General features: G+C 64.4%; 12 protein-coding genes. 8 read left to right on the top strand and 4 right to left on the bottom strand.

Translation table 11 applies throughout. From position 1 onward, the window contains the following. Nucleotides 1-115: 115 nt before the first annotated feature. The 8 genes from treZ to RCF34_RS00215 all read left to right on the top strand — a co-directional run bounded on the left by treZ (nt 116) and on the right by RCF34_RS00215 (nt 12,760). Nucleotides 116-1,921: a malto-oligosyltrehalose trehalohydrolase gene (gene treZ, locus RCF34_RS00250; protein ID WP_308706343.1), complete on the top strand. Its 1,806-nt coding sequence runs from the start codon at nt 116-118 to the stop codon at nt 1,919-1,921. Next, nucleotides 1,918-3,984, top strand: coding sequence for a 4-alpha-glucanotransferase (gene malQ / locus RCF34_RS00245; protein ID WP_308706342.1), 2,067 nt, complete (start codon nt 1,918-1,920; stop codon nt 3,982-3,984). The genes treZ and malQ overlap by 4 nt, the downstream gene beginning before the upstream one ends. Continuing rightward, entirely contained in the window at nt 3,981-6,788 is a 2,808-nt protein-coding gene (gene treY / locus RCF34_RS00240) for a malto-oligosyltrehalose synthase (protein WP_308706341.1), read from the top strand. The genes malQ and treY overlap by 4 nt, the downstream gene beginning before the upstream one ends. Continuing rightward, nucleotides 6,785-7,276, top strand: coding sequence for a DUF2934 domain-containing protein (locus RCF34_RS00235; RefSeq protein WP_308706340.1), 492 nt, complete (start codon nt 6,785-6,787; stop codon nt 7,274-7,276). The genes treY and RCF34_RS00235 overlap by 4 nt, the downstream gene beginning before the upstream one ends. A gap of 249 nt (nt 7,277-7,525) precedes the next feature. Beyond that, on the top strand, nt 7,526-9,715 hold the full coding sequence (gene glgX, locus RCF34_RS00230; protein WP_308706339.1) for a glycogen debranching protein GlgX: 2,190 nt from the start codon (nt 7,526-7,528) through the stop codon (nt 9,713-9,715). After that, on the top strand, nt 9,712-10,473 hold the full coding sequence (locus tag RCF34_RS00225) for an endonuclease/exonuclease/phosphatase family protein (protein WP_133861799.1): 762 nt from the start codon (nt 9,712-9,714) through the stop codon (nt 10,471-10,473). The genes glgX and RCF34_RS00225 overlap by 4 nt, the downstream gene beginning before the upstream one ends. Beyond that, the gene (clsB, locus tag RCF34_RS00220; protein ID WP_183630126.1) at nt 10,470-11,717 is read left to right on the top strand and encodes a cardiolipin synthase ClsB; all 1,248 of its coding nucleotides are present in this window, start codon (nt 10,470-10,472) and stop codon (nt 11,715-11,717) included. The genes RCF34_RS00225 and clsB overlap by 4 nt, the downstream gene beginning before the upstream one ends. After that, on the top strand, nt 11,714-12,760 hold the full coding sequence (locus tag RCF34_RS00215) for a YbhN family protein (RefSeq protein ID WP_308706338.1): 1,047 nt from the start codon (nt 11,714-11,716) through the stop codon (nt 12,758-12,760). The genes clsB and RCF34_RS00215 overlap by 4 nt, the downstream gene beginning before the upstream one ends. 7 nt (nt 12,761-12,767) lie before the next feature. Here the strand turns inward: RCF34_RS00215 and RCF34_RS00210 are convergent, their stop codons facing one another. From RCF34_RS00210 to RCF34_RS00195, 4 genes are all read right to left on the bottom strand, one after another. Next, nucleotides 12,768-13,493, bottom strand: a complete 726-nt coding sequence (locus tag RCF34_RS00210) for a polysaccharide lyase family 7 protein (protein WP_308706337.1) — start codon at nt 13,491-13,493, stop codon at nt 12,768-12,770. A gap of 89 nt (nt 13,494-13,582) precedes the next feature. After that, on the bottom strand, nt 13,583-15,802 hold the full coding sequence (glgB, locus tag RCF34_RS00205) for a 1,4-alpha-glucan branching protein GlgB (RefSeq protein ID WP_308706336.1): 2,220 nt from the start codon (nt 15,800-15,802) through the stop codon (nt 13,583-13,585). Continuing rightward, nucleotides 15,799-19,128 carry a maltose alpha-D-glucosyltransferase gene (gene treS, locus RCF34_RS00200; protein ID WP_308706335.1) on the bottom strand — a complete coding sequence of 1,110 codons (3,330 nt, stop codon included), beginning with the start codon at nt 19,126-19,128 and terminating at the stop codon, nt 15,799-15,801. The genes glgB and treS overlap by 4 nt, the downstream gene beginning before the upstream one ends. Nucleotides 19,129-19,262: 134 nt before the next feature. After that, nucleotides 19,263-21,266 carry an alpha-1,4-glucan--maltose-1-phosphate maltosyltransferase gene (locus RCF34_RS00195; RefSeq protein ID WP_308706334.1) on the bottom strand — a complete coding sequence of 668 codons (2,004 nt, stop codon included), beginning with the start codon at nt 21,264-21,266 and terminating at the stop codon, nt 19,263-19,265. Nucleotides 21,267-21,635: the final 369 nt, after the last annotated feature.

Raw genomic sequence — 21,635 nt, 5'->3', positions numbered from 1 at the left:
ACGAAAAGCGCTTTCCCCGCCTAACTTTGAGTAACTCTCACCGGTCATAACAGCAACTGCGGCCAACTGGGCCGCAGCGTCTATTCTGCCGTCCGGTTTCGGGAGTTCTCTATCCATGACTGATATTTCGCGCGAAGCAGCCGCGGTAACCGGGGGCTATGCATGGCAGACCCGTGCCGGTGCCACCCTGGTGAGCAAGGAACGCACCCTCTTCCACTTCTGGGCGCCCAGCGCCGACGCCGTGTCGGTCGTCCTGGAAGGTGGCATGACCATCCCCATGGAAGCCGAGCAAGACGGCTGGTTCGCGGTGGAGGCCCAATGCGGTCCCGGCACCCGTTATCGCTACCAGATCAAGGACCTGCTGGTCCCCGACCCGGCCTCCCGCGCCCAGGCCGGCGATGTGCACGAGCCGAGCATCGTCATCGACCCGACCACCTACCACTGGCAGACCGTCGAGTGGCAGGGCCGTCCCTGGCACGAGAGCGTCATCTACGAATTGCACGTCGGCACCCTGGGTGGCTTCGCAGGCGTCGAGAAGCTGGTGCCGCGGCTAGCGGCGCTGGGCATCACCGCCATCGAGCTGATGCCGCTGTCGGAATTTCCCGGCGACCGCAACTGGGGTTATGACGGCGTCCTGCCCTACGCGGTAGAGGCCTCCTATGGCACCCCGGACGACCTCAAGTCGCTGATCGACACCGCCCACAGCCATGGCGTCATGGTCTACCTGGACGTGGTCTACAACCACTTCGGGCCGGACGGCAACTACCTGCACGCCTATGCCGAGCGCTTCTTCCGCGAAGACATCCATACCCCCTGGGGCGCCGCCATCGATTTCCGCCAGGACGCCGTGCGCCGCTACTTCATCGACAACGCCTTGATGTGGTTGATGGAGTACCGCTTCGATGGCCTGAGATTCGATGCCGTCCACGCCATCAACGACAAGGGCTTCCTCGAAGAGATGGCGGAGGAGATTCGCAGCACCGTCGAGCCGGGTCGCCACATCCACCTGATGCTGGAGAACGAAGACAACACGGCCACGCTGCTGGGTGGCAAGCACTACAACGCGCAGTGGGCGGACGATTGGCACAACGTCATCCACCCCATGCTGACCGATGAAAACGAAGGCTACTATCAGGACTTCACCGAGGACGCCACAGCCAAGCTGGTGCGCTGCCTGGGCGAAGGCTTCATCTACCAGGGCGAGCAGACCCGCCATGGCAAGGCCCGTGGTGAACCGAGCAAGGACCTGCCGGCCTCGGCGTTCGTCATCTTCCTGCAGAACCACGATCAGGTCGGCAACCGTGCCTTCGGTGAGCGTCTGACCCGTCTCGCACCCGCGCCGGCGCTGAAGGCCGCCACCGCCCTGCTGCTGCTCAGCCCGATGATTCCGTTACTGTTCATCGGCGAGGAATGGGGCAGCCGCCAACCCTTCCTGTTCTTCACCAGCCACAACGACGAGCTGGCCGAACTGGTCCGCGACGGCCGTCGCAACGAATTCAAGGACTTCGATTTCTTCACCAGCGAAGAGCATCGCCAGCAGATCCCCGATCCGAACGCCGTCAAGACCTTCGAAGACTCCAAGCCCAATTTCGGCGAAGCCGATCAGCCCGACCACGCTGCTTGGCTGGGGCTGTACCGCGAGCTGCTGGAGATCCGCCGTCGCGAACTCTTCCCACGCCTGGAAGGCGCTCGTCCCGCAGGCGCCGAAGCCCTGGCCGATCGCGCCGTACGAGCGCGCTGGACTCTCGCCGACGGCAGCCGCCTGACCATCGAACTCAACCTGAGCGACAAGGCCGTGCCGGTGGACGAGGCCCCGCGGGGCGAGTTGCTCCACAGCAGCGATGCCACCGCGACGCCTAGCCGCCGGGACGGCACGCTGGCCGCTCATTCGGCACTGGTCTGGCTGGAGAAGAAGGCATGAGTGGGGATCGTCTGGAACAACTGGCGAAGGCCGCTGGCATCGCCATCGAATGGACCGCCTACGACGGCAAGCGCCAACGGGTGAGCCCCGAGGCCTTGCGCAATCTGCTCAAGGCCATCGAGTTGCCGGCGGACAGTGACGCCGAGATCGACACCAGCCTGCGCAAGCTAGCCGAGGTGGGCGACAAGCACCATCTGCCGCCGCTCCTCACCGCGGTGGTCGACCAGCCGGTTGGTGCGCCGGACCAGTTCAAGCGCGGCGTCCGTTACCAGGTACAGCTGGAAGGCGGCAAGCGTCTGGAGGGTCAGGTCGACGACCAGGGACAGCTGGCGCCAATCAGCGCAGCCGGTTATCACCAGGCCGAGGTCGATGGCGAAGCCCTGACCCTGGCCGTCGCGCCGGAACGCTGCTTCACCATCGCCGACGCCACGGGCGACGAGAAGGCCCGCCTCTGGGGTCTGGCCGTGCAGCTCTACAGCCTCAGACGTGAAGGGGGCAGCGGCGCCGGTGATCTGCAGAGCCTGGTGCACTTCGCCAAGGCCGCAGGCAGCAAGGGTGCCGACGCCCTGGCCATCAGCCCGCTGCACGCCATGTTCAGCGCCGACGGCACTCGCTACAGCCCCTACTCCCCGTCGAGTCGGGTGTTCTTCAACGTACTCTATGCGGCGCCGGAGCTGGTCCTGGGCGCCGAGCCCGTCCGCCGGGCCATGCAGCGCGCGGGCCTGCAGGCGGAAGCCGAGCGCCTGGAGCAGCTGGAGCTGATCGATTGGCCCGCCTTGGCCAGGCTGCGCCTGCGCCTGCTGCGCACCCTGCACCTGGACTTCCGCACCGCCGGCGGTGAGCTGCGCGAGCGTTTCGAGGCCTTCCGCCGCGACGGTGGCGACGCGCTGGAAAACCATTGCCGCTTCGAAGCCCTGCATGCCTCCTTCACCCAGGGCGATGCCTCGCCCAGTTGGCAACATTGGCCCCAGCAATACCGCGATCCCAAGAATGCGGCCGTGGCCGAATTCGCCGAACGCCATGCCCAGGACGTGGAGTTCTACGCCTTCACCCAGTGGCTGGCCAGCGAAGGGCTGTCCGCGGCCCAGGCGCAGTGCCGCGAAGCGGGCATGAAGATCGGCCTGATCGCCGACATCGCCGTGGGTGCCGATGGCGGCGGTAGCCAGGCCTGGAGTCGCCAGGAAGAGCTGCTGGCCTCGGTCACCGTGGGCTGCCCGCCGGATCTGCTGAATCAGAAAGGCCAGGGCTGGGGCATTTCCGCCTTTTCGCCTACCGGCATGGTCAAGCATGGCTTCCGCGCCTTCATCGAGATGCTCCGGGCCAATTTCGCCCATGCCGGTGGCGTGCGTATCGACCACGTGATGGGGCTGCAACGCCTCTGGCTGGTGCCCGAGGGCGCTTCGCCGGCCGACGGTGCCTATCTCTCCTACCCCATCGACGACCTGCTGCGACTGGTGGCGCTGGAATCCTGGCGTCATCGCTGCGTGGTCATGGGTGAAGACCTGGGCACCGTACCCGAGGGCTTTCGCGAGCGGCTGGCCGAGCGCGCCATCATGGGCATGCAGGTGCTGTTGTTCGAGCGCGACGGCGAGGCCTTCAAGCCTGCCGCGCAGTGGTCGGACACGGCCATGGGCATGCCCACCACCCACGACCTGCCGACCCTCACCGGCTGGTGGCAGGGCCGCGATGCCTACTGGCAGGAAGAACTCGGGCTGCTGCCCGACGGCACCTCACGCCAGGACCGTCTCGACGAGCGTGCCAAGGATCGTCAGCAGCTGGCCAAGGTGCTCAAGCTGGACGACACCCGGGAAAGCAATGTCGAGGCCGCCGTCGAGGCTGCCATCGCCTTCATCGGCCGCACCCCGGCGCCGCTGATCATCCTGCCGGTGGAAGACGCCCTGGGCCAGCTGGAGCAGGCCAACCTGCCCGGCACCACCAAGGAACACCCCAATTGGCTGCGCCGCTGGGACGACCCGGCAGAACGCCTGCTGAACGCTGCTACCCCTGAACGACGCCTACGCGTGCTGAGCACTGCTCGTAGCAATCCGGAGAACACTCGATGAGTCGCTTGCGCGCTACCGTACGCCTGCAGTTCCACAAGGACTTCACCTTCGACGATGCCCTGCCCCTGGTTGAGTACTACGCCAAGCTGGGCATCAGCCATGTCTATGCATCCCCCATCACCACCGCCCGCGCCGGCTCCGTGCACGGCTACGACGTGGTCGACCCGACCCGGGTCAACCCGGAGCTGGGCGGTGAAGAGGCGCTGCGGCGCCTGGTCGCCCGTTTGCGCGAACACGGCATGGGCCTGATCGCCGACTTCGTGCCCAACCACACCAACGTGGGCGGTTCGGAGAATGCCTGGTGGTTGGATATCCTCGAGTGGGGTCGCCAGAGCCGCTACGCCGGCTTCTACGACATCAACTGGTACGGACCGGACCCGGACCTGCAGGGCCAGGTGCTGCTGCCCTTCCTCGGTGACGCCTATGGCAACGTGCTGCAGGCCGGCGAACTCAAGCTGGTGTTCGACACCGAGCAAGGCGCTTTCCGCGTGGAGTACTACGCCCACCACTTCCCCATCAATCCCGGCACCTACGGTCAGATCCTGCGCGAAAGCGATCTGCCCCAGCTGAGCCTTTTCGCCGATGCCTTCTCGGCGCGTGCCAAGGACCTGGAAGAAGCCCGCGGCGCCCAGCGTCAGCTGGCGGATGCCGCCAGGGATCCGGCCGTGGCGGCCGCGATCGAGAAGGCGGTGGCCGCCTTCGACGGTAGCCAGGCTGCCAACCAGGAACGCCTGCACGCCCTGCTGGAGAGCCAGCACTATCGGCTGGCCAGCTGGCGTACCGCCTCGGACGACATCAACTGGCGGCGCTTCTTCGACATCACCGAGCTAGGCGGCCTGCGCATGGAACGCCACGAGGTGTTCGAGGAAACCCATTCGCTGATCTTCCGCCTGATCGGCGAAGGCCTGCTCGACGGCCTGCGCCTGGATCACATCGACGGACTGGCCAATCCGCGCGCCTATTGCCGCAAGCTGCGCCGCCGCGTGGACGACCTCTGCGCCAGCCGTGCCGGCGGTGCACCGGAAGATGGCTTCCCCATCTACATCGAGAAGATCCTGGCCGAGGGCGAGCAGCTGCGCGAAGGCTGGGGCATCGATGGCACCACCGGCTACGAGTTCATGAACGAGGTCTCGGCGGTGCAGCATGCCGCCAGCGGTGAAGCGCCGCTGCGCCAGTTCTGGGCCGAGCAGACCGGTCGCACCGAGGACTTCCTGGAAGAGGTACGGGAAGCCCGGCGCCTGGTGCTCACCGGCGCGCTGTCCAGTGAATTCGAATCGGCCGTGCACACGCTACACCTGCTCGCCCAGCAGGACTGGCGAACCCGCGACACCAGCCAGGGTGCCATCCGCCGGGTGCTCCTTGAGCTGATCGTGCAGTTCAAGGTCTATCGTACCTATGCCGGCGCGGCTGGTTTCGCCGGTGCCGATGCCCAATGGTTCGATACCGCGCTGGAAGCGGCCCGCCCCCACGTCACGGAGGCGGAGCAGCCGCTGCTCGAACAACTACGCGCCTGGCTGGGCGGTGACGCCCCGCGTCACAAGCCGGTAGGTAGCGTGGCTCGCCGGGAACAGCGGCGCGCCATCACCAAGTTCCAGCAGCTCACCTCGCCGATCGCCGCCAAGGCGGTGGAAGACACGGCCTGCTACCGCTCCGCGCCGCTGCTATCGCGCAACGACGTGGGCTTCGATCCGCAGCATTTCGCCCAGCCGGTGAGTGCCTTCCACCAGGCGAGCGGTTGGCGTGCCGAACACTTCCCGCGCAACATGCTGACCACCGCGACCCACGACCACAAGCGTGGCGAAGACACCCGGGCGCGCCTGGCGGTGGTCTCGGAACGTCCCGACGCCTACATCGCCCAGGTCAGCCGCTGGATGGAACAGGCCGCCCCCCTGCGCGGCCAGTGGAACGATGCCCCGGCGCCGACGCCGGGCGATGAACTGATGCTCTACCAGACCCTTCTCGCCAGCTGGCCGCTGCATCTACAAGCCGATGACCAGCAGGGCCTGCAGGCCTATCTGGAGCGGCTGCTGCAGTGGCAGGAAAAGGCCCTGCGCGAAGAAAAACTGGAGTCCGACTGGTGGGCGCCGAATGGCGACTACGAGGCGACCTGCAAGGCCTTCCTGGAAGGTCTGCTCACCGACGATAAATACCGGGCGCTGCGCGGCGAGATCGTCACCGCGGTCCGCGAGCTGGCCCCGGCCGGTGCGCTGAACGGCCTGGTGCAGATGCTGCTGCGCAACACCGCGCCCGGCGTGCCCGACCTCTACCAGGGCGGTGAATTCTGGGACTTCAGCCTGGTGGAGCCGGACAACCGTCGCGCCGTGGACTACGTCCCGCGGCAGCAGGCCCTGGCCAAGCACGCCTCTGCCGATGCTGCCTTGGATGCCTGGCAGAACGGTGAGATCAAGCAACAGGTATTGGCTGCCGTACTGCAATTGCGCAAGCAGCAGCCGCAACTGTTCACCGGAGGTCGCTACCTACCTCTGACCGTAGTGGGCGCCCAGGCCGATCGGGTGCTGGCCTTCGCCCGTACCTGGGAGCAACAGGCGGTGATCGTCATCGTGCCGGTGCACGCCGCCGAACTGTTGGAGAACAGCGGAAAGCTGCGCTTTTCTGCAGAGGCTTGGCAGGACACCCGGATAAAACTCCCCGAAACCTTGTCCATGTACCGTTTTGGGGAAACTTTTGCCCCGACATCTGTCCATGACCAGAAGAAAGAGCTTTCTGTCGGCGAGGTTCTGGCACGTTTTCCGCTTGGATTGCTCAGCACACAAGACATCACTCAAGGAGCCGCACCGCAATGACCCAAAAAGACGAACGCATCCAGCAGCTCGCCTATCAGATCTGGGAGTCCGAAGGACGGCCGGCCCACGAACACGATCGCCACTGGGAGATGGCGACTCGACTGTACGAAGCCGAACAGGAAGGCGTGGCCAAGAAGACCGCGGCCAAGAAGCCTCGTGCGACCAAGGATGCTGCAGCGATCGCGGACAAGCCCGTCGTCAGCAAGACCCGCACCACCGGCAAGACCAAGAGTGGCAGCGAGAAGGCCGCTACCGAAGCCTCAGCTGCCGGCGAGTCCGTGACCGAGAAGGTGGAATCGGCTGCCAAGAAGGTCGCCTCCAAGGTCAAGCAGGCGGTCAAGCCCAGTGCAGGCAAGACCGGCGCGAGCGAGGCCAAGGCTGACGCCACCGTCGAGGCTACCGGCGTAGGTGTGGCACCGGCCACGCCCAAGAAGCCGCGCGCTTCCCGTGCCAAGGCGGCCACGGCCAAGCCTGCCGCCACCGAGTGATGTGATGTTCCGGCCTGGCCGTTCGGCCAGGCCTTCCCCTGCCGCCTCGTTGCGGTGTTCGCGTTACCGCTGTTTTCCTGATTTTTCCAGAAAAAACAACGCTTTGTCGGTTCGCCATCAGGGCCCGGAACTGCGCTGCGTCGGGCCTTTCATATACAGGTAGCCGGATCTGTATAGATTCAGCCACCGGCAGGTATTGAGAGCCGAGTCAGAGCTACTTCCTTCCTAGCTATCCCCGAGAGCGTCGAAATGACATCAACCGATTCCAACAAGCCCTTAACCGAAGCGACCGCGTTCATCAGCAAGTCCAAGTCTCGTGTTCGTGAAGGCCTGCCCTATCCCCTGGGCGCTACCTGGGACGGCTCCGGCGTGAACTTCGCCATCTTTTCCGCCAACGCCACGAAGGTAGAACTCTGTCTCTTCGACGACGAAGGCAAGGAAGAAATCGAACGCATCGAACTGCCGGAATTCACCAACGAGATCTGGCACGGCTACCTGCCCGATGCCCGTCCCGGCACCCTCTACGGTTACCGGGTACACGGCCCCTATGAGCCGCAGAATGGCCATCGCTTCAACCACAACAAGCTGCTGATCGATCCCTACGCCAAGCAGATCGTCGGCGAGCTGGAGTGGAACGACGCCCTGTTCGGCTACACCATCGGCCACGCCGACGGCGACCTGTCCTTCGACGAACGTGACAGCGCCCCCTTCATGCCGCGCTGCCGGGTCATCGACCCCGCCTTCACCTGGGGTAACACCACCCATCCGCGTGTCCCACGTGACCGCACCGTGTTCTACGAGACCCATGTACGCGGTTACACCATGCAGCACCCGGCAGTGCCCGAGAACGCCCGGGGCACCTTCTCCGGTCTGCAGGAAAGCGAAGTCATCGATTACATCAAGTCGCTCGGCGTAACGTCCGTCGAGCTGATGCCGATCCACTACTTCCTCGATGACAACCATTTGCTGGAAAAGGGCCTGAGAAACTTCTGGGGCTACAACACCCTGGCCTTCTTCGCCCCACACTCGCGCTACATGGCCAGCCAGTCCATCGGCGAATTCAAGGTGATGGTCGCGCGCATGCACAATGCCGGCCTCGAGGTCATCCTCGACGTGGTCTACAACCACACCGCCGAAGGCAATGAGATGGGCCCGACCCTCTCGCTGAAGGGCATCGACAACGCCAACTACTACCGCCTGATGCCCGATGATGCGCGTTACTACATCAACGACACCGGTACCGGCAACACCCTGAACATGAGCCACCCCTGCGTGCTGCAGATGGTCACCGACTCGCTGCGCTACTGGGCGACCGAGATGGGCGTGGACGGCTTCCGCTTCGACCTGGCCACCATCCTGGGTCGCGAGCCGGACGGCTTCGACGAAGGTGGCGGCTTCCTGCATGCCTGCCGTCAGGATCCGATCCTGGCCGAGACCAAGCTCATCGCCGAACCCTGGGACTGCGGCCCCGGCGGCTATCAGGTCGGCAACTTCCCACCCGGCTGGATGGAGTGGAACGACACCTTCCGCGACACCGCGCGTGCCTTCTGGAAGGGTGACGAAGACAAGATCGGCGATTTCGCGAAGATCCTGCTGGGCTCCGGCGACAAGTTCAACCGCCGCGGTCGCAAGCCCTACTCGTCGGTGAACTTCGTGACCGCCCACGATGGCTTCACCCTGGCCGATACCGTGTCGTACAACGACAAGCACAACGAGGCCAATGGCGAAGGCAACAACGACGGCCACTCCCATAACCTGTCGTGGAACTGCGGTGTCGAAGGCGAGACCGATGATCCGGAGATCATCGAACTGCGCTATCGGCAGATGCGCAACCTGCTGGCTACCCTCTTCCTTTCCCAGGGCACGCCTATGCTGCTGGCCGGGGACGAGTTCGCGCGTACCCAGGGCGGCAACAACAACGGCTACTGCCAGGACAGCGAGATCGGCTGGGTCAACTGGGAAATCAGCGAAAAGAGCGCCGAGCTGCAGGAGTACGTGCGCAACCTGATCGACCTGCGTCGGCGCTATCCGCTGCTGCGTCGTAGCCGCTTCTTCACCGGCGCCTACAACGAGGAACTGGGCGTCAAGGACGTCACCTGGCTGCAGCCCGGCGGCACCGAGATGGGCGACGAGCAGTGGCAGGACGGCAGCAACAAGTGCATGGGCATCCTGCTCGATGGCCGTGCCCAGCCGACCGGCATCCGTCGCAAGGGCGCGGATACCTCGCTGCTGATTCTGGTCAATGCTCATTATGACGTGGTGGATTTCACCCTGCCGGAAGTCCCCATGGGCGAGCACTGGTCCCTGCAGCTGGATACCAATCAGCCTGACCTGGATGCCGGCGACGTCTTCAATTTCGGGGATACCTATCAGGTCACCGGACGCTCGGTATTGCTGTTCGAGCTGACCCAGACCAAGCGGAGGAAGCGCCAGGCATGACGAACGCGCAACAGGGTTTTTCGTTCAAGGTCCTGACCATCAACACGCACAAGGGCTTCACGTCCTTCAACCGCAAGTTCATCTTGCCGGAATTGCGCGAGGCGGTGCGGACGGTGTCAGCGGACATTGTCTTCTTACAGGAGGTATTGGGTACCCACGAAAAGCACCCGTTGCGCTTCGAGAACTGGCCGGCAGCGCCGCAGTACGAGTTCCTGGCCGATTCGATGTGGACCGACTTCGCCTACGGGCGCAATGCGGTCTACCCGGACGGCCATCACGGTAATGCGGTGCTGTCGAAGTTTCCCATCGTCAGTTACGACAACTTCGACATTTCCATCGCCGGTCCGGAAAAGCGCGGGATGCTGCATTGCGTCCTGCGTATCCCGGATCAGGCCGTGGATCTGCACGTCATCTGCGTGCATCTGGGCCTGCGCGAGAAACATCGGCAGATGCAGATGCAGCTGATCTGCGAGCACATCAACTCCCTGCCCAGCGACGCCCCCGTCGTGGTGGCAGGGGACTTCAACGACTGGCGCCAGAAGGCCAATGACATCCTTGGCCAGGGCGCGGGACTCGAAGAGGTGTTCATGAAGACCGCGGGGCGCCTGCCCAAGACCTTCCCGGCCAAGCGACCGCTGCTCTGCCTGGATCGCATCTACACGCGCAACGTCAGCGTCGGGCGCCCACAGGTGCTGGGCAATCAGCCGTGGTCGCACCTGTCCGACCATGCTCCCCTGGCTGCGGACTTCCACCTATGAATTTCGAATGGCGGGACGGAAACCGCATCGCCTTGCTGGAAAACGGCGAGGACTTCTTTCCACGGGTCTTCGAGGCCATCCGCGCCGCCGAGCGCGAGGTCATCATCGAGACCTTCATCCTCTTCTACGACAAGGTCGGCAAGGCATTGCAGGAAGAACTGGTCGCGGCGGCCAAGCGGGGTGTCCAGGTGGACATCACCGTGGACGCCTACGGCTCACCCGATCTGCCACGCGACTTCATCGATGAAATGGTGCATGCCGGCGTGCGCTTTCGCTATTACGATCCGCGCCCCCTGGTCATGGGCATGCGGACCAATCTCTTCCGCCGCCTGCATCGCAAGATCGTGGTGGTGGACGCCCGCCTGGGCTTCATCGGCGGCATCAACTATTCCGCCGAGCACCTGGGCGACTTCGGGCCCGAAGCCAAGCAGGACTACGCCGTCGAGGTCGAAGGCCCCATCGTCGACGACATCCACCGCTTCGCCCGCGACGCCATCAACTCCCCGGAGGAAACCCACCGCTGGTGGGGCAAGCGTTCGCAGAAGCCGGCCGACAACCGCAATCCCGGCAATGCCCAGGCGCTGCTGGTATTCCGCGACAACGACGAGCATCGCGCCGACATCGAAAAGCACTACCTGGAGATGCTGCGTAACGCCAAGCGCGAGGTGGTGATCGCCAACGCCTACTTCTTCCCCGGCTATCGGCTGCTCAGGGAGATGCGCAACGCGGCGCAACGCGGCGTGCGCGTGGTGCTGATCGTGCAAGGCGAGCCGGACATGGCCATCGTCAAGGTGGGCGCCCAGATGCTCTACAACTACCTGGTCAAGGCCGGGGTAGAGATCTACGAATATTGCCTGCGGCCCCTGCACGGCAAGGTGGCGACCATGGACGAGCACTGGTCCACCGTGGGTTCGAGCAATCTCGACCCCTTGAGTCTCTCGCTGAACCTCGAATGCAACCTGATCTTCCATGACCACGCCTTCAACCGTGAATTGCGCGGCCGCCTGGAAACCCTGATCCAGAATCACTGCGAGCACGTCGACAGCAGCAAGGTACCCAAGCGCACCTACTGGCACCTGGCCAAGACGATGCTGGTCTTTCACTTCCTGCGCCACTTTCCCGCCTGGGTCGGCTGGCTGCCCGGTCATACCCCCAAGATCGAATTGGTGAGTCCGCCAGTGCAGCCCGAACTCGAAACCCAGGATCGGGTCGATTCCTCGATTTCAAGGTATCCCCAACGATGAGTAGCCACAGCGACGCCCTGGATCACGCCCACGACGAGGACGACCAGCAGGCCGCCGACAAACCGCAGAACGGTCGCTGGGTGCTGGCGAAGAAGCTCCTCACCTGGGTCTTTCTGATCGCGGTGGTGGTGCTGCTGGTGATCTATGCCCGCAAGGTCGACTGGGGCGAGGTCTGGAAGGTCTTCACCGGCTACAGGTGGACGACGCTGGCCATGGCCGGCGGCCTGGTGGTGCTGTCGTACATCATGTACGGCTGCTATGACCTTATCGGGCGTGCCTATTGCGGGCACAAGCTGGTCAAGCGCCAGGTGTTCCTGGTGTCCTTCATCTGCTACGCCTTCACCCTGACCCTGAGCACCTGGGTCGGCGGTATCGGCATGAGATACCGTCTCTATTCACGACTGGGACTTTCCAGCGGCACCATCACCCGGATCTTTTCCCTGAGCATCGCCACCAACTGGCTGGGGTACGTGCTGCTCGCGGGCGGCATCTTCGTCAGCGGCGTAGTGGACATGCCGCCCAACTGGTTCGTCGGCGACACCACGCTGCGACTGATCGGCTTCGGGCTGCTGGCCTTCATCGTCTTCTACCTGGGCGTCTGTACCTTCGCCAAGCAGCGCGAATGGACGGTACGCAAGCAGCGTCTCGCCCTGCCCTCGCTGCGCATGGCCTGCCTGCAGCTGCTGGTGTCCTCGATCAACTGGATGGCCATGGCGGCCATCGTCTACCTGTTCCTCGGCCGCCAGGTGGACTATCTGCACGTGCTGGGCGTGTTGCTGCTCTCCAGCATCGCCATGGTCATCGTGCATATCCCGGCTGGGGTCGGGGTGCTGGAGACGGTGTTCATCGCCCTGCTGGCCAATGACGGCCTCTCCCAGGGCAAGATCATCGCCGCCCTGCTCGGCTACCGGACGCTGTATTTCATCCTGCCACTGCTGATCGCGGCCGTGCTCTACTTCGCTCTGGAAAGCCGGGCCAAGAAGCTCAAGGTCAGCAACGACCGGCGCGAAGAGCGCAAGCAGCAGGAAAAGCACGCGACCTGAAGCGGCCTCAACGGTTGCTGGGCTGGTGCATGGAAATCAGCCGGTAGAACAGCACACGCCCGCCTTCGGTGGCGGGCCCTTCGCCATCGCGCAAGCGGGCACCGGCCTTGAAATACAGGTGATGGCTGCTCCAGGCGCTGTCGAGTTGCAGACCCAGGTCACCGTTACGCGAACCGGCGCCATGGGCGCGTACGGTCAGCACGCCACTGCGGGCCAGCTTGATGTCATAGCTGAAGCGGCTGTTGAGAGGCAGGCGCTCCAGCAGGATGACGTCCTTGGGGCTATCGGCGGGACTTTCCCGCAACCGGGCGACGAGTTGCCCCTGCTCCACCTGTCCCTTGCCACTGGCTACGCTTTCCACCCGATACACCAGCTGCAACAGCGCCTGGGGCGCTACCGGCACGGCTGTCTGGTCTTCGATCTGGCTGATGATGACCTCGGGCCGCGAGGGCACCTGCTGCACAACGGCTTCAGCTTGCAGCAGGGCATCCCCTTCGCGGTACTTCCAGGCATAGGCACTGCCGTCCGGGCGCGTTTCGCGCAGCTCGGTGGCGGGATAGGCGTTGAAGGGTTGCGGGGTGCCGGTCACCGGGACCCAGAACACCAGCGATCCCCCCTCACCGCGCGCGAGATAGGGGCTGCGAAAGGCGCTGCTGTTGAGTTCGGCGGTCTGTACCTGGGCCACGGGCATAGGTACGGGAACCGTCAGATTCCATTCGGCGAGATCGATCATGGTGCTCTCGGTTGCCAGATGCCTGACAAGCATCGCCCAGAACGGGGATGCCTGTCAGCGGAACGCGCCCCGTATGGGGCGCTCCCGGATCAGCCCTGCGGCTTGAACACCAGCAAACCGAGGGGGGGCAACTGCAGATTCAGCGAAGCCGGCTGACCATGGGCGCCGATCTCTTCGGCCGTTACCCCGCCGCCGTTGCCCAGGTTGGAACCACCATAGCGCTCGGCATCGCTGTTGAAGATCTCCTGCCAATGGCCCAGCGAAGGCACGCCCACCCGGTAGTCGTGCCGCGGTACCGGCGTGAAGTTGCCGATCACCAGCAATGGTTGCTGCTGGGCATCCTTGCGCAACCAGGCGAAGACGCTGTTGCCATTGTCGTCCCCGACCACCCAGTCGAAACCTTCGGGCAGGTGATCGCGTTCGTGCAGTGCCGGTTCCTGGCGATAGAGCCGGTTGAGGTCGGCCAGCAACTGCTGCACACCGCGATGGGTGCCGTGTTCCAACAGGAACCAGTCCAGTTCGCGGTCATGACTCCATTCGCGCCACTGGCCGAACTCGCAGCCCATGAACAGCAGCTTCTTGCCTGGATGGGTCCACATGAAGCTCAGGTAGGTGCGCAGGTTGGCGAACTTCTGCCAGACGTCACCCGGCATCTTCTCGATCATCGAGCCCTTGCCATGCACCACTTCGTCGTGGGAGATCGGCAGCATGAAGCGCTCGGACCAGGCATACACCAGGCCGAAGGTCATCTGGTGGTGATGGTACTGGCGATAGACCGGGTCCTCTTCCACGTAATGGAGGGTGTCGTTCATCCAGCCCATGTTCCACTTGAAGTCGAAACCCAGGCCGCCCTCGCTGACCGGCGCACTGACGCCCGGCCAGGAGGTGGATTCCTCGGCGATCACCAGGGCACCCGGTGCCTCCTCGTGGACCACCTCGTTGAGATGGCGCAGGAAGGCGATGGTTTCTAGGTTCTCGCGGCCACCATGGATGTTGGGGATCCACTCACCGTGCTTGCGCGAATAGTCGCGGTAGAGCATGGAGGCCACGGCATCCACCCGCAGGCCGTCGATGTGGAAGTGCTTGAGCCAGTGCATGGCCGAGGCCAGCATGAAGCCGTGCACTTCGTGACGCCCCAGGTTGTAGATGTAGGTGTTCCAGTCCTGGTGGAAGCCTTCGAAGGGATGCTCGTATTCGTACAGCGCGGTGCCGTCGAAGCGGGCCAGGCCGTGTTCGTCGGTGGGGAAATGCGCCGGCACCCAGTCGAGAATGACGCCGATATCGGCCTGGTGGCAGGCGTCGACGAAGGCGGCGAAATCCGCCGGCGTGCCGAAACGCGAGGTGGGCGCGAATTGGCCCAGGGGCTGGTAGCCCCAGGATCCGCTGAAGGGATGCTCCATGATGGGCAGCAGCTCGATATGGGTGAAGCCCATCTCGCGGACGTAGGGAATCAGGCGCTCGGCCAACTCGCGCCAGTTGTACTGGCGCCCCTCGTCACCGCCTTCGCGGCGCCAGGACCCGGCGTGCAGTTCGTACACCGCGATGGGTGCTTCCACGCCCTGCAGCTCGCGGCGGCGGGTCATCCAATCCTGGTCGTGCCAGGTGAAGGGCTTGTTGTCGGCCACCACCGAAGCGGTGCGCGGCGGCAATTCCGCGGCCAGGGCGATGGGATCGGCCTTGAGCGGCAGCACGCCGTGCTGGCCGAGGATCTCGTACTTGTAGGAGGTGCCGACCGGCAGGCGCGGGACGAACAGCTCCCAGACCCCGCTGTTGGCCCGCAGACGCATGGGCAGACGGCGACCGTCCCAGCTGTTGAAGTCGCCGACCACCGAAACGCGGCGGGCATTGGGAGCCCAGACCGCGAAGCGCACGCCTTCCACGCCGTCGACCTGGCAGCGCTGGGCGCCAAAGGTCTCGCCGAGGTTACGGTGGCGGCCTTCGTTGAACAGATAGAGGTCGGTTTCCCCCAGCAGCAGGCCGAAGGAATAGGGATCCTCGGTCTCCTGCACGCCGCTGGGCCAGCGGATGACCAGCTTGTAGGGCGCGGCGTAATCGAGCCGCGCGACGAATAGCCCAGGCACCCGCCCGGGCTGCATCTGGGCCAGCGGCCGACCGCTGACGCGATCGACCAGCGCCACGCCCAGGGCGTTGGGCAGGAAGGCGCGAACGATCACGCCTTCGCCATCGGGATGGGGGCCGAGCACGGCGAAGGGGTTGCCGTGCTCGCCACGGGCCAGGGACTCGGCTTCGGCAGCCGAGAGCCGGGCGTCGTCCAGCGGAGCGACAGGAGCGGTATTGTGATCGGTCATGCGCGGGCTCCGGACAAGAGGGTCTCAACGATGGCGGCGACGCCACGTAGCGGGATATTGATCCAAGTGGGTCGGTTGGCAGCCTCGTAGCCTATCTCATAGACCGCCTTCTCCAGGCTGTAGAGATCCAGCGCCGCCTGCTCACCGCGCTCGCTCCACTGGTGGCCGACGCCGGCCGCCGCAGTGCGGTAGCCTTCCAGGAAGGCCGCGTAGGAGGCATTGCGATAGGTCTCCGCCGCCTTGGCACGCAGTTGCAGGTGCTCTTCCGAGGTATCCGCGCCGGCGTTGCTCGACTGGGTGACCATGGCCGCCGCGTAGTCGAAGGAGCGCAGCACCCCGGCGACGTCCTTGTGCGGACCGTACTTGCCGCGTCGCTCTTCCAGCGACCGCGCCGGCTCGCCTTCGAAGTCGATGAGGATGGCATCGTCCTGGGCTACCAGCACCTGACCCAGGTGCAGGTCGCCGTGGACGCGGATGCGCAGACCACCTTCGACATCGGCCGCCAGGGCCTCGATGCGCTTGGCCAGGGCTTTGCGCTTGCCGATCAGGCCCTGCAGCAGCTCCTTGCCAGCGGCGTCGAGCTGATCGCCCATCCCCTGCAGGGTATCCAGGGCGTTGTCCACCTGGAGGCGAACGCGATGCGCCAGGTCCTTGGCCGCCTGGGCGTCCACGGTCTCGGGGGCGAAGGCCGCGTCCTCGGTGGGCTGTGCCAGCACGAGATGCATCTCGCCCAAACGTTTGCCCAGCACACCCGCGAAGGCAGTCAGATCGCCCATGGCGGTGAACTCGTTCTCCACGTCGGAGATGCCGCCGCTGAGCAGATCGCGGGTGACGCGATCCAGTCCGTCCAGGCTCCAGGTCCAGGCATCGCCCTGGTTATGAATGTGCTGCTGGACCAACATCAACACGTGCGGCGTACCATCCGCCGCGATGCGCTGGGCCACGGCATGGGTCGCGGCGATGTTGGCGAAGCCGGCCTGGGCCAGATAGCGCCCCATCTCCACTTCCGGATGGATGCCCGGCGCCACCTTGCGGATCAGCTTGAGCATCAGGTGGTCACCGACGATCAGCGAGCTGTTGGACTGCTCGACGCCCAGGTGCTTGATCTCGATGTCCGGATCCAGCGCGAAGTCCTCGGGCTGATCGTAGACCTCGAAGCTCAACTCGCCGGAAGGCGAAGCAATCCTGGCGCCCTTGCGGAAGGCATCGAACACGCCATGCACGAAGCTGGTCAGGGCGAAGGCATCGGTCACCAGGCCCACGCGCCGCACGTGGCGGATGCGCGAAAGGGCCAGCTGGGTCGCCAGCGGGCTGCAATGCTGGTCCTCTTCGGCGAGGAAGCCCAGGGGCAGTGCATAGCGCTCTTCGCCCTTGGCATTGGTCACCACCACTTCGCTGAACATCACCGGCAGCTTGGGCGTGTTGATCTGGGCCGCATAGTCCAGGCGCACGCTGGTGATGGCTTCGTCCTTGGAGCCGAACCAGCGACGCTTGGGCAGATAGACCGGCAACACCTCTTCGAAGATGCGGCGCGGCTCGCCGTCCAGCAACTCCTGCAGATTGCGCTTGATGACCACCGTCTGGTAGTCGGGCATCGGCGCCGGCGGCTCGGTGTGCCAGGCAGGCATCTGCTCGTTGCCGGCCAGGTAGAACCAGTAGAAGCCATAGGGCGGCAGGGTCAGCATATAGGGGAGCTGGCCGATGGGCGGGAAGGCGCTGCCACCGATCATTTCCACCGGTACCTGACCGGCGAAGCTGGACAGATCCAGTTCCACCGCCTGGGCGGCACGGGAGACGTTCGCCACGCAGAGAATGGTCTCGTGCTCGCCCTGGGCATTGGTGAAGTCGCGCAAGTAGGCCAGGATGCGTCTGTTGGTGGGCGACAGCATCTTCAGGGTGCCGCGACCGAAGGCCTTCTGCTGCTTGCGCACGGCCAGCATGCGCCGCGTCCAGTTGAGCAGCGAATGGGGATCGCGGGACTGGGCCTCGACGTTGATCGCCTGGTAGCCGTAGAGCGGATCCATGATCGACGGCAGCACCAGGCTGGCTGGGTCGGCGCGGGAGAAGCCACCGTTGCGGTCGACCGACCACTGCATCGGGGTGCGCACGCCATCGCGGTCGCCCAGGTGGATGTTGTCACCCATGCCGATTTCGTCGCCGTAATACATCGTCGGCGTACCGGGCATCGACAGCAGCAGGCTGTTGAGCAGCTCGATACGACGGCGGTCGCGCTCCAGCAGGGGCGCCAGGCGGCGACGGATGCCGAGGTTGATGCGCGCGCGGCGATCCGAGGCATAGTAGTTCCAGAGATAGTCCCGCTCGCGGTCGGTCACCATCTCCAGGGTCAGTTCGTCGTGGTTGCGCAGGAAGATCGACCACTGGCAATTGGCCGGGATCTCCGGGGTCTGGCGCAGGATGTCGGTGATGGGGAAGCGGTCTTCCTGGGCGATGGCCATATACATGCGCGGCATCAGCGGGAAGTGGAAGGCCATGTGGCATTCGTCGCCATCGCCGAAGTACAGCTGGGTGTCTTCCGGCCACTGGTTGGCCTCGGCCAGCAGCATGCGGTCGGGATAGTTGGCGTCGATCTCGGCACGGATCTGCTTGAGGACCACGTGGGTCTCGGGCAGGTTCTCGTTGTTGGTGCCGTCGCGCTCCACCAAGTAGGGAATGGCATCCAGGCGCAGGCCGTCGACGCCCATGTCCAGCCAGTACCTCATGATGGAGATGACCGCCTTCATCACCTGCGGATTGTCGAAGTTCAGATCCGGCTGGTGAGAGTAGAAGCGGTGCCAGAAATACTGACCGGCGACCGGGTCCCAGGTCCAGTTGGACTTCTCGGTGTCGAGGAAGATGATGCGGGTGCCATCGTACTTCTGGTCGTCATCGGACCAGACATAGAAGTTGCGCGCCGCCGACCCCTTCTTGGCGCGCCGGGCGCGCTGGAACCAGGGATGCTGGTCGGAGGTGTGGTTGATGACCAGTTCGGTGATCACCCGCAGGCCACGGGCGTGCGCCTCGGCGATGAAGCGCTTGGCATCGGCCATGGTGCCGTAGTCGGGGTGGATACCGCGGTATTCGGCGATGTCGTAGCCGTCGTCGCGCCGCGGCGAGGGATAGAACGGCAGCAGCCAGATGGTGTTGACGCCCAGGCTGGCGATGTAGTCGAGCTTCTCGATCAGGCCGGGGAAGTCGCCGATGCCATCGTTGTTAGAGTCGAAGAACGACTTCACATGCACCTGATAGATGACCGCATCCTTGTACCAGAGCGGATCGTCGATGAAGGCAGCGGGTTTGCGGGAACGAGCTTTATTGGGTTTTGCCATGTCGTCAGGTCCTTAACAGGGCGTCTGAATCGAATGCGTGTACCGGTCGTCCTTGCCGCCCGGCAGTGATGACGGCCGGGTCAGGTCAGTGCGGATCTGTCCGAACTGCCTGGCCCACACCGCCCGAGGTATCGCTAGTGGCCCGCCTGGATGCGCCAGATGCCGAAGGGCATCGACGGCTCCAGGCGCGTCCACTGGGTCTTGCCGTGCCAGGCCCAGCGGTGCCCGGTCATGAGGTCCTCGCCGTAGGTGGTGGCGTGATCGTCGAGACCCAGCTCCCACAGCGGCAATTCGAAATGGCCTTCCTGGGCGTTGAAGGGATCCAGGTTGATCGCGATCAGGATGAAGTTGCCCAGGTCGTCGGTGCGCTTGCCGAAATAGAGGATCTGGTCGTTCCAGCAGGTGTAGATCTTCAGTCCCAGGTGGGTCTGCAGCGCCGGGTTCTGCCGGCGGATGCGGTTGAGCTGGGCGATCTCACCCATGATGTTGCCGGGCGCATAGAAGTCGCGCGGCCGCAGCTCGTATTTCTCCGAATCCAGGTACTCCTCCTTGCCCGGCGTGAGTGGCGCGCCCTCGCAGAGTTCGAAGCCGGCGTACATGCCCCATAGACCCGAGCCCATGGTGGCCAGGGCCGCGCGGATCAGGAAGCCGGGCCGGCCGCTGGTCTGCAGGAAGCCCGGGTTGATGTCCGGCGTGTTGACGAAGAAGTTCGGCCGGTAGCAGTCACGCAGCGGGGCTTCGTTGAGCTGGGTGAAGTATTCGGTCAACTCGGCCTTGGTGTTGCGCCAGGTGAAGTAGGTGTAGCTCTGGCTGTACCCGACCTTGCCCAGGCGCGCCATCATGGCCGGCTTGGTGAAGGCTTCGGCGAGGAACATGACATCGGCGTCGCGACCGCGGATGTCCGCGATCAGCCACTCCCAGAACGGCAGCGGCTTGGTATGGGGGTTGTCGACGCGGAAGATCTTCACGCCCTGCTCCACCCAGTGCCAGACCACGTCTCGCAGCGCCAGCCACAGATCCGGCACGGCATCCTTGGCATAGAAATCGACGTTGACGATGTCCTGGTACTTCTTCGGCGGATTCTCCGCGTAGCGCATCGAGCCATCCGGCCGCCAGGAGAACCAGCCCGGGTGCTCCTTGAGCCACGGATGGTCAGGCGAGCACTGGATGGCGAAGTCCAGGGCGATCTCCAGGCCGTGATCGGCGGCGGCGGCCACCAGGGCGCGAAAATCTTCCAGGGTACCCAGCTCGGGATGCACGGCATCGTGGCCGCCATCGGGGCCGCCGATGGCATAGGGACTGCCCGGCTGATCCACGCCTGCCCCCAGGGTGTTGTTCTTGCCCTTGCGGTGGGCCAGGCCGATCGGATGGATCGGCGGGAAGTACAGGACATCGAAGCCCATGTCACGGACGCGCGGCAATTCGCCGATCACGTTGCGGAAGGTCCCATGGCGCTGGGGATCGTCGGTGATGGAACGCGGAAAGAGTTCGTACCAGCTGGCGAATTCGGCACGCAGGCGCTCGATGTCCAGCGGGTATTCGACGCTGTGGGTCAGATGCACATAGGCATCCACCGGCGCCATGGCCTGGCTCGCGTCGCCCGATAGCAGCGCGGCGACCTTGTCGCCTTCGCTGTCGGCCTGGTCCAGACGCTGCAGCAGCGCCTCCAGCGGACCACGCTGCTCGCCCTCAGCACGAGACAGCGCCTGCTCGAGATGGATACGGCCTTCCTGCAATTCCAAGTCCAGCCCGACACCCGCGGCGTACTTCTTCTCGATTTCGTAGCGATAGGTGCCCCAGACATCCCACCAGGCCTGGACCACGAATTCATAGCGGCCCACAGCAGGCGGCGTGAAGTGCCCACGCCAGAGGTCGTTGGTTTCGAGCGTCAGCGGAGCCTGTTGCCAGCTCTCTTCGCCCTCCTGCCGCCAGAGCACGCTGGCAGCCAGCTTGTCGTGCCCATCGGCGAAGATCTTGGCGGTCACCTCGACGACCCGCCCGGCGATGCCCTTGGCGGCGAACTGGCCATTGTCCACGGCCGGCGTGACCGACTCTATGGCGATGCGGGGGGTCTGGGCAGCGGTAGCGGGATCGAGGGACAGCGTGGAAAAAGAACCGGGGAGATCGGTGTTCGACATCGAGCCTGACTCCATCTAGGGACGCGTGAAAGGTCGCAAAGCGCCGGCGCTGCGACCTTGGTCATGAACCCGCTACTGCTTGGCTTGCCGCCAAAGAGGCCCGGCTGGCCGAACCCTTGAAGGGATTCGGTAACCCGCAGCGACACCCATGAGGACGCCACTCCAGACAGCCGTGGCTCTACTGCAACCGGAAGCACTCACACGGGTGTGTCTGAAAGAGTCTGAACGCTGGCGACGCGCAAAAGTTCAGCCAAACCGCAATGAGTGACAGACACAGTAAAAAGGATAAAATCCTTATATATCATTCAGTTAAGAGATATACATAAGGCGATTTATGACTTGGCAAACAACGCCTCGGTGTTCGTTGAA

Source organism: Pseudomonas sp. 102515, from assembly GCF_031085165.1.
Taxonomy (GTDB): Bacteria; Pseudomonadota; Gammaproteobacteria; order Pseudomonadales; family Pseudomonadaceae; genus Chryseomonas.
The sequence above is the reverse complement of the archived record's forward strand: the minus strand, read 5'-3'. Positions and strand labels throughout refer to the sequence as shown.